This window comes from Streptomyces sp. NPDC050743 (genome assembly GCF_044456925.1).
Taxonomy (GTDB): domain Bacteria; phylum Actinomycetota; class Actinomycetes; order Streptomycetales; family Streptomycetaceae; genus Streptomyces.
The window spans coordinates 1-8,851 of the sequence record NZ_JBITGJ010000186.1 but is presented as its reverse complement, the minus strand read 5'-3'; the positions used below and the strand labels follow the sequence as shown (position 1 = coordinate 8,851).

Here is an 8,851-nt window from a genome sequence, read left to right as displayed (position 1 = left end):
GGACCCACCCGCCGCGCTCACTCGAAGCCCTGCAACACGTGATCGACGAGTACGACAGCAAGATCAAGACCGGCAGTAGTTAATTTACGGCTCCTAGGCCGCTGCCAGTTCATCGAGGACCACTGCGAGACCTACCCGGTCAAGCGGCTGTGCCAGGTGCTCGACGTGCACCGCTCCAGCTTCTACAAGTGGCGGGCGGGCCGCGAGGCCCGCGCCGCGCGGGAGCGGACCGAGGCGGCCCTGGCGACGAAGATCAAGGCCGTGCACGACGACTCCGACGGCACCTACGGCTCCCCGCGCGTCACCGCCGAGCTGCGGGACACGCACGGCATGGAGATCAACGAGAAGAAGGTGGCCCGCGTCATGCGCAAGTTCAACATCGTCGGGGTGCACCTGCGCAAGAAAGTCCGCACCACCGTGCCCGAGCCGGCGAACCAGGTGGTGCCGGACCTGTTCGGCCGGGACTTCACCGCCGCCGAGCCGGGTGCGAAGTACATGGGCGACATAACCTATCTGCCCGTCGGCGACGGCGAGTTCCTCTATCTCGCCACCGTGCTGGATTGCTTCAGCCGCCGGGTGGTCGGCTACTCCATCGCCGACCACATGCGCACCGAACTGGTCGCCGACGCGCTGCGGATGGCCGCCGCGACCCGCGGCAGCCTGGACGGGGCGATCTTCCACAGCGATCACGGAGCCCAGTACACGTCGAAGGAATTCGCCGGCCTGTGCAAGGAGTTGGGCGTCACCCAGTCCATGGGCGCCGTCGGCACCAGCGCGGACAACGCCGCCTGCGAGAGCTTCCACGCATCCCTGAAACGCGAAACACTGCAAGGCGCCCGCCGCTGGGACGGCGCCCGCGCCTGCCGGCTGTCCGTGTTCCGCTGGCTCACGCGCTACAACACCCGCCGCAGACACAAGAAGAACGGCCAGCTCAGCCCCGTCGCCTACGAGGCCCGACACTCAGCTACACTCACACTTGCCGCATAAGCATACAAACCGGTGTCTACTTCTCGGGGGGAACCCCCCTTGATGCCGAGCGCCGCGGGTTCACCGTGGATACGTCGATGCCCCCAAGACCTGTTCTCTCGGGCGAGGCGGAGGACCAGGGCGCGGATCGAGCGGACGGTGGGTGGGCGTCCGCGACGCTTCGGCACGCAGGTTGCAGCGTGGCGTCGCTTGAGCAGGTTGCGGTGCCACCGCATGATCGTGTCCGGGGGTACCGGCAGCAGGACCTGGCGCAGCTTGTCCATCTGGAGGTGATGGAGCAGGCCGGCGAGGATCGCGCGGTCGGTGTCCGTAAGGGCGGGCTTGCCGACCTGGCGCTGCAGGACCAGCAGTTGGTGCCGGAGCGCAAGGAGCTCGATGTCCTTGTCTCTATCGTTCATCGGCAGCAGGCGCAGGAACGCGAAGGTGTTGGTCGCGGCGAGGTAGGCCAGGCGCAGTAGCACGACAGATCGTGATGCCGCCGGTTACCTCTGCAGGTGAAGGCGGTGGCACAGCTGGAGTTCGATGATCAAGGCCGGGACCTGGGCGGATGTTTTAGCGGCGCAACGTCACCACGAACAACTACGACGCGATCAACCAGCTCACCTCGGTCGTCAACGCCGACAGCGACACGATCAGTTACGAGTACGACGACGTCGGCAACGTCGTCACGGTCATCGACCCGATCAAGAACGCCACAACCGACACGGGCGACTACACCTCGAAGACGGCCTACGACCTGGACCACCGCGTCACACAGGTCACGGACGCGGCGGGGAAGACGACGAAGAAGGCCTACGACAAGGACGGCCTGGTCACGTCGGCCACGGACGCGGCCAACAACACCACGCTCATCACCTACGACGAGCGCGGCAAGACCACCCAGGTGAAGGTCCCGCACGACGGCACCGCGCCGATCACCTACGACACGACCCAGTACGAGTACGACCAGGTCGGCAACACCACCAAGGTGATCACCCCGAGGGCGGTCGCCGCGGGCTCGACGACCGCGTTCACCCAGCGCACCGACTACGACGCGCTGAACCGCCCGGTCAAGAAGTACCCGCCCTACGACCCGAACGACGCGCGTTGCAACGACCCGAACGTCTACACCCAGACCACCTACGACCAGGTGGTGCGGGTGCCGAAAACCTCATCCATAACCTGTGACGTGCAGGTTCTCCGAGGGTCGCGAGAGCCGCCCGTGCCGCCGGTCCCCGCACGGAACGTCGTCAGCCCGCTATTGCACCGCCGGGACCCGACCGCGACCGTGACCGCGCGATGAACGGTATTCTCCCGGCCCATGGCAGCGAACCGCATGAACCGCGAGGAATTCTTCGCCCAGTTGGCCGGCCTCGACGAGGAGCGGTTGAAGAAGGCGCTGTGGAACCTGTACTGGCGCGGTGCCGCGCCCGTGCGGGAGCGGATCGAGGCGGAGATGGCGCCCGCGGTGAGCGTGCCCAGGCCTCGCGCAAAGAGCGCGCCGGTGGACCCGCAGCAGGTGTTGGCACACGTACAGGAGTTCGTAGGCCTGGCCCGTGCCGGTTCCTACCTCGCTGGTGACCGCAAGGTGAGCCCCGCCGAGCGGTCCCGCTGGCGGTTCACATTCCGACGCCATGCCGAGGCGGCCCGTGAGGCGCTCGCGGCCGACGATCCGCGTCCGGGTGAGGATGCGGTGACCGCGATCGTCGACCTGGCCTGCTACTGCAAGGCCTACCAGTGCTTCCGTTCCGATGATCCGATGGAAGCCGCGAAGTTCGTCGCCTCGGATGCCGTCGCCGCGCTGTGGGCCACGATGCTGCAGCGTCACGGCCAGGTCGAGTTCGCGCAGCGGGCCATGCCGCAACTGGTCCGCTGGGAGTCGCGCTACGGATGGACGCTCCGGGGCTTCGGCCAAGTACCGGAACAGGAGACGCAGCTGGCCGTCGTCCTCGAACGACTGCTCCCGGCTCCCGACGCATGGGTGGCATGTGCAGAGCAGTATGTGGATGCCCTCGACCGTGTTGCTCAGGCGCAGCAGGGGGCGACGGATCGTCGCGGCTTCGGCTACTCGGGCGCCGCCTACGAGGGCAAGCGCCGTGCCGACGATCTGCTGGACTGGCACGGCATGCTGCTGGAGCGGCTGCCGGACTACGATGCCGGCCATCTGCTCGACAAGATTGCCGTCCACCCGGCGTTGGACGGCGGCTACCTGCTGCTGTTCCGGGCCAGGCTCGCGCTCGCACGCGGCGACCTCGGGCAGGCGCGGGCACTGGTGACGCAGGGGCTGAACGACCTCCCGGGCCTGGACACGCTCCACGAGCTGGCGGCCGAGATCGGTGCCGATGTGCCAGAGCGCGCGCGGGGCGTCCGTGAGCGCCTCCGCATCACCGTGTCCCGCTCCTAAAGCCCGCGTTCCGGGTGGGGTTCCCGGCGACGCCTCCACGCAATCTTGATCCGGGGAGGCTTCCGTGCCCGGACCACTCCGGGCCGCCTGAGCTGACTGGACTGTCGGCGCCTGGCCCCGCGCAGCCACCGGATACAGGACCGCTACGCTCGCCCGACTGCGGAGGTCCCCACGCCCGACCGGATGGATCCTTCCGCATCCTCCGGTAGTCAGACACCCCATGCCGCTTGACACCAAACGACACGGGGTGTCTGACACGCCGGCCCGGCGATCACCCCTCTGGGCTGCGGATTCTGTTCGCCTTCGACCCGTGGCGATCGAGCGTTCTGCTGGCAGCGGGGGATGAGCGGAACCGCTGGACCGAGTGGTATGCGGAGGCGATTCCGCTGGCCGAGCAGCGGTATGCGGACTACGTGAAGATCCGTACCGGGGGGAGGGTGCGCCGTGACCGGTCACTCGCGGTGGAAGGACATCCGTGCCGCGCATGCTGAATCCCGCGGGATGATCTGACGTTTTATCAGGAGCGACTGTGCGGGTCGGGGGGTTGGCGTTGGTATCGTTGCGGCGTGTCCGGAATCCGGACGCTGGATCCTTGCTGGGTGCGGGTGATCTTCAGGCGGGAGGCGGTCGAGCCGGTGCTCTCGTCGGATCAGAGCGCGTACGACAGCGAGGGCTTCGAGGAGTGGGGCACGGGTACGACTCGGCTGTCAGCGAGACTGTGACGCGGCTCGTCGCCGAACCCACCGCCGGTGCGGTGCGGCACGGGTATGCGCCCGGCCGGGGCTTCCGGCTTCGGCTGACCGGCGATGCCAGGGCCGTACGGGTGGAGGCCGCCGACGCCCGTACTGAACGCCTTCCGGCCGCCGCGCTCCTGGATGCAAGCGCCGACGCGGGCCGCAACTGGCAGTTCGTGGCCCGGTCGGCCACCGCTGATACTTCCTACGGGTCGGCGTCCCGGGCAAGACCGTCTGGGCCGAGTCCGAACTCCCGGTGGCGGAACGGTAGTCACAGGGGAGGGGAGCGAAGGCCGCCGTGGCGTCGCGTCCGGGCCGGGGCGCTCCCGGGGCGCTTACGCTGTCCGGGTGAGTTCCAGGAAAAGCCGCCGTGCTCGATCCACGTCCTCCTCTCCTCGCGCTGCCTGCCGCAGCGGGAATCCCGCCCGTCGGGCGCGGGCGGCCGTCGCGCGGTCCGCGCCGCGCGTACCGGCCCTGGCCCCCGCGCTGGCCACGATGGCGGAGAAGTGCGGCTCCTTCGCGCAGCTGCCGGACGCGCTGCACGCCGAGAGCTTCGTCAGCGGAGTGATCGGGCAGTTCCAGCACCGGATGCCTGACACGGCGGTCCTGTCCGACGTACTGCTCGACTTCGTCGACGTGCTGGAACGTACGGGCGGGCCCGAGCAGTACGCCCTGCTGCGCGCGCTCGCGGCGATCGGCCCGGCGATGATCGCCGCGGCGGCCCGGGCCGCCGCGGACCGGGTGCCGGCCGGGGCAGACTGGCGGCTGCCCGCCTGGCTGCCCTCCGTCGGGCAGGTCACCCCCGGTACGTGCAGACGGTGGACTGACCGGTTCGGGGAGGTCGAGTACCTCCTCGTCACCTACCGGTACGACGAGGACGGCCCCGAGCACGCCCTGTACGTCACCCGTGACCACAGCTGGCACGGGGCGCTGTGGTCCTCGGCCCTCGTTACCGAGGACCGCCTGGACGAGGTGTGCGAAGAACTCGGTAGGCAGGCCCGTAAGGAGGGGGTCGCCCTGGAGGTGATCCCGGCCCGCGAGGCACATGACGCGCTGCGAGACGCAGCTCTGGCCTTTCTGGAGCACCGGCACGGGCCGCCCGAGACTGGGGACGGCTGGCCCGACCGGGACTTCTTCGAGACCCTCACTCTCACCGTGCAGCGAGGGGCCGCGCTCCGGGCCGACGCCGCCCCCGATGTCCTCGCCGCCGGCACCTTGGCCGCACACCGGTCCTCGGCTCTGTCGTGGCGGGCGCAGGATGCCGAGGAGCTGCACGCGCAGTTCCTGGCCTCCCCCGAGGGCGCGCGGCTCACCACCCACGCTGCTCGCATTTTGCCTCTCAACCTGATGCGGCTCAGCGCCGACTTCATGGGCCGCGACCCGCGCCGTATCGGCCCCAGGGCCCTGGACCGTCTGCTGGGCGAGCTGCTCCCCGCCTCCCTGTTCGCCCCTGACGCCCTGCTCAAGGAGCTGCCCGCCGCGGTGGAGGCGTGGTTCGGGTGGCTGGGGGAGAGGCATCTGCCCGCGGGGGAACGCAAAGCGGTGGCCCGGCAGGTACGTAAGCTGGCGGCCAAGCTGCCCAAGCGCGCCCGAGCGTCCCACAACCCCGCGCGCCCCTACATCGCGGACGTGGAGGAGAACGGTCACGACGGCGACGTCCTCCAGGCGGTCCTGGAGCGGCGGAGCTTCGCTGTGCCATATCCCGGCGAGCGGCTCGTCGAGCCGGGCACTCCGCCGGAACTCGTCGTGAGGCTGAACGCGCTGCGGCCCGACGTTCCCAAGGACCGGGAGGCGATTGTGCTGTGCGAGTTGCTGGCCCGCGGGCTCGACCCGGCGGAGTACCCGTACCACGTCCATGTCGTCGAACAGCTCTGGGCCGATCAGCCTCGGGAGGTGTGGGAGAGCGCCCAGCGGCTGCGGGCGCGCGGCCTGTCCCGGGAGCGGGTCCTGGAGCTCCTCGCGGGGGCGCTCCGCCCGCATGCGCGCGAGCTTCCCGTGGGTACGGGCGGGGTCGGTTTCGACCCCAAGGAGTATCTGGACTCTCTCGCCGCCCTGTAGGGCCTGACCGGCGTAGGGAAGGCCGGAACGGCCATGCCCTCGGCGAACGTTCGGCGTCGCCGGTCGGCTTGAATGAACGCTGTGGGTTTCAGCGAGGATGACTGGCGGGCAGCGGCCGGGCCCCGTTCCCGGACTCCTGAAGGACCCCGAAGCGCTGAGCTGCGCGTTCTTCGACGCCCTGCCCCGGATCGGCCACGCCATCACCGTCTCGGGCCGGCTGGAGTCCTTCTTCTCCCATGAGTACGGCTGAGCTCGCGAACGTGGATCAGCCCCCGGTGCGGCGACGACTCCTGGTCCCGCCGGCATCCGCCTGGACCGGCTTCACGGCGTGCTGCGGGCCGCCATGGGCTGGCAGAACTACCACATGCACGAATTCGCCATCACGGGCACCCGCTACGGCACCCTGGCCCACCCGGGAGCGGGACCGGGAGCCGACCGCGTACCCGAACCGTCAGGCGTGTACCTGGCGGCAGCCTCAGACAGGACGGGTTACGTGGAGTCTCTCGCGGCTCTGTGACAGAGAAGAGCGTGCCCGGGCCGCTGGCGGCCGGCGTGGTGCGGCCGCCTGCCAGACTGGAGGGACCACACGGCGCGGGCAGGAAGGCGACAGCACCGATGGGCAAGCGCAACCAGGAACGACGCAAGGCGAAGCAGAAGCAGCGCCGCCAGCAGGCACGGGGGCAGGAGCGGCGGCAGTCGACGCGCTCCGGGGCGGCCTTCGGATTCGGCGGCACCTTCGGCGGCGGTGCGCAGGACGGGCCGTTCGCTTTTGTGCCGCCGCCGCGCGCGCCCTCACTCGCCGATGAGCTGGAGCGGGCGGTCCACGAGGTGATCGAGGTGCCTGAGGAACACGCCGAGCGGGAGATCGCCGCCGCTGCGTCCTGGCTCGCCTCCGCCGAGTGGCGCAGGCCGGCTCTCAGTCGGGCCGTGCTCGCAATGACCGACCGGCTCTTCGGTGCGCTGTGGCGCGCCGGCTGGCAGCCGGCTGACGTCGTACGGGTCGTACGCAAGGAGCTGAAGCCCCGCCATGGCCGCCTGGCGGTGGACCTGATCGCCGCCGAGGCGCGGCGGTACGCGGCCCGGGGGCTTGACCACCGTTGGGCGGCGCAGCTGAACGAGCTCGAGGCGCGTGTGTGGTGGGAGTCCGACGAACAGTGGCTGCCCGGCGCGGCCCTTCGTGAGAAGGTGGACCATCTCGATGTCGCGCGCTGCCTGATGGAGCTGCTGCGGCTGCTGTCCTGGCTGCCTGCTCTCGAGCTTCTGTGCCTGCCGCCGAACGCCTCCTCGACCGCTGCGGCGGCCCGGCCCGCGTCTCCTGAGGCGGCGCGGATGCTGGGGCGTATTCGCGCCCTTCTGACGAAGGCCGAGTCGACCGAGTTCCCCGAGGAGGCCGAGGCGCTCACCGCCAAGGCCCAGCAGCTGATGTCCGAGCACAGCATCAGCGAGGCCCTGTTGGCCGCGCGCGGTGGAAGCCGGGACACGCCGGCCGGTATCCGGGTGGGGGTGGAGAACCCGTACGAACAGCCCAAGGCGATCCTGCTCGAGGTGGTGGCCCAAGCCAATCGCTGCCGCTCGGTGTGGTCGAAGAACCTCGGCTTCGCCACGGTCATCGGCTTTGAGGCGGACCTGGACTCGGTGGAGCTGCTGTACACCTCGCTGCTGGTCCAGGTGGCCGCGGCCCTCCAGGCCGAGGGCGGACGCACGCATGTGGGCGGTGGCAGTCGTACCCGGTCCTTCCGTCAGTCGTTTTTGACCTCGTACGCGACCAGGATCGGCGAGCGGCTCACCGAGGCGACCGCACAGGCCACTGACGAGGCGGTGGCCGCGTCGGGTGTCCCGGGAGCGTCGGCGCGGGCGGGTGCGGGTACGCCCGGGGTGCTGCCCGTCCTCGCCGCCCGCCACCGGGCGGTCGAGGAGGAGACCGAACGGATCTTCCCTCAGATCTCCTACTCCCGGTCCTCGGGCATCAGCGACTGGGAAGGCTGGACGAGCGGTCGCGCGGCAGCAGACCGCGCGAGCCTCGGCAGCGACAGCGGGGCCTTGCCCTCCCGCTGACCAAGACCCTGCGCCATGCACTGCCGGGTTCGGCGGCGCGCCCAGTGAGCAGGCGCGAGTGGATCGACCATCTCCTGTTGCTGGCGCGCTGCGAGACCGCGAGGGACGCCGAACTGCTCGTAGCAAGGAGATCCGCCGTCGCACCGACGTGGTCGGTATCTTCCCCGACCGCACCGCCCTGATCTGGCTGGTCCTGGCCGAGCAGAACGACGAATGGACCGAGGCCGGCCGCTACATGGGCCGCGAACTCCTCGCCAAGGCCCCGTAGTGCTTCAAAAAGGCTTCGCAGGCTATGAGCTGCGGCTTTGTCCTTCCGTCAGGCTGTGCGGTGGTACTCGTTGATGAGTGCCGCCACGGCTTGGCGGCGTCCGATCCGAGCTGTGGGCGGTGCCCTGTTACCAGAGTCGTCCTCGCGCGACCAGGAGCGTATCGTCAGTGGTCAACTCGCCCCTCGGACACAACGCTTGACGATACGGAATCGAGGGCCTCGACCTTACGGTCGCGGTCCTCGTTGCGTGTTCGTAGCTAATAGTGACGCCTGTGCGTGCCGACAATCCCGTCACCCTATGCGACCTGCGCGTACTCGTGGATGAGGCCGCCAAGGCGGTCGCGCCGGATGCCGCGCGATGGGCCA

Annotated in this window: 7 protein-coding genes and 4 pseudogenes; 10 read left to right on the top strand and 1 reads right to left on the bottom strand. The window is 69.7% G+C overall.

Annotation, left to right across the window (positions count from 1 at the left end):
- Positions 1–90: 90 nt before the first annotated feature.
- Positions 91–987 (top strand): annotated as a pseudogene (locus ACIBJF_RS50200) (IS3 family transposase); the annotation flags it as partial.
- A 38-nt stretch (positions 988–1,025) separates the two neighbouring features.
- Here ACIBJF_RS50200 and ACIBJF_RS50195 read toward each other — a convergent pair.
- Positions 1,026–1,448, bottom strand: a pseudogene (locus ACIBJF_RS50195) (integrase); the annotation flags it as partial.
- A gap of 128 nt (positions 1,449–1,576) precedes the next feature.
- Here ACIBJF_RS50195 and ACIBJF_RS50190 point away from each other — a divergent pair.
- From ACIBJF_RS50190 to ACIBJF_RS50150, 9 genes and pseudogenes are all read left to right on the top strand, one after another.
- Positions 1,577–1,858: pseudogene (locus tag ACIBJF_RS50190) on the top strand (hypothetical protein); the annotation flags it as partial.
- A 12-nt stretch (positions 1,859–1,870) separates the two neighbouring features.
- Positions 1,871–2,269, top strand: a complete 399-nt coding sequence (locus tag ACIBJF_RS50185; RefSeq protein ID WP_399184581.1) for a hypothetical protein — start codon at positions 1,871–1,873, stop codon at positions 2,267–2,269.
- Between the two features lie 18 nt (positions 2,270–2,287).
- Positions 2,288–3,370 (top strand): hypothetical protein, encoded by a 1,083-nt coding sequence (locus tag ACIBJF_RS50180; protein WP_399184580.1) that lies wholly within the window; start codon positions 2,288–2,290, stop codon positions 3,368–3,370.
- A gap of 566 nt (positions 3,371–3,936) precedes the next feature.
- Positions 3,937–4,092: a hypothetical protein gene (locus tag ACIBJF_RS50175; protein ID WP_399184579.1), complete on the top strand. Its 156-nt coding sequence runs from the start codon at positions 3,937–3,939 to the stop codon at positions 4,090–4,092.
- A gap of 507 nt (positions 4,093–4,599) precedes the next feature.
- Positions 4,600–6,162 (top strand): hypothetical protein, encoded by a 1,563-nt coding sequence (locus ACIBJF_RS50170; RefSeq protein WP_399184578.1) that lies wholly within the window; start codon positions 4,600–4,602, stop codon positions 6,160–6,162.
- A gap of 97 nt (positions 6,163–6,259) precedes the next feature.
- A complete protein-coding gene (locus ACIBJF_RS50165) occupies positions 6,260–6,412 on the top strand; it encodes a hypothetical protein (protein ID WP_399184577.1) in 153 nt (50 codons plus the stop codon).
- A 54-nt stretch (positions 6,413–6,466) separates the two neighbouring features.
- Positions 6,467–6,679, top strand: coding sequence for a hypothetical protein (locus ACIBJF_RS50160; protein WP_399184582.1), 213 nt, complete (start codon positions 6,467–6,469; stop codon positions 6,677–6,679).
- 98 nt (positions 6,680–6,777) lie between these two features.
- Entirely contained in the window at positions 6,778–8,217 is a 1,440-nt protein-coding gene (locus tag ACIBJF_RS50155) for a DUF2786 domain-containing protein (protein ID WP_399184576.1), read from the top strand.
- Between the two features lie 121 nt (positions 8,218–8,338).
- Positions 8,339–8,485: pseudogene (locus tag ACIBJF_RS50150) on the top strand (transposase); the annotation flags it as partial.
- Positions 8,486–8,851: the final 366 nt, after the last annotated feature.

What these genes read in the sequence shown, in the direction of transcription:
- ACIBJF_RS50155 (WP_399184576.1), top strand. Translation starts at nt 6,778, where the DNA reads ATGGGCAAGCGCAACCAGGAACGACGCAAGGCGAAGCAGAAGCAGCGC.
- ACIBJF_RS50170 (WP_399184578.1), top strand. Translation starts at nt 4,600, where the DNA reads ATGGCGGAGAAGTGCGGCTCCTTCGCGCAGCTGCCGGACGCGCTGCAC.
- ACIBJF_RS50180 (WP_399184580.1), top strand. Translation starts at nt 2,288, where the DNA reads ATGGCAGCGAACCGCATGAACCGCGAGGAATTCTTCGCCCAGTTGGCC.
- ACIBJF_RS50165 (WP_399184577.1), top strand. Translation starts at nt 6,260, where the DNA reads ATGACTGGCGGGCAGCGGCCGGGCCCCGTTCCCGGACTCCTGAAGGAC.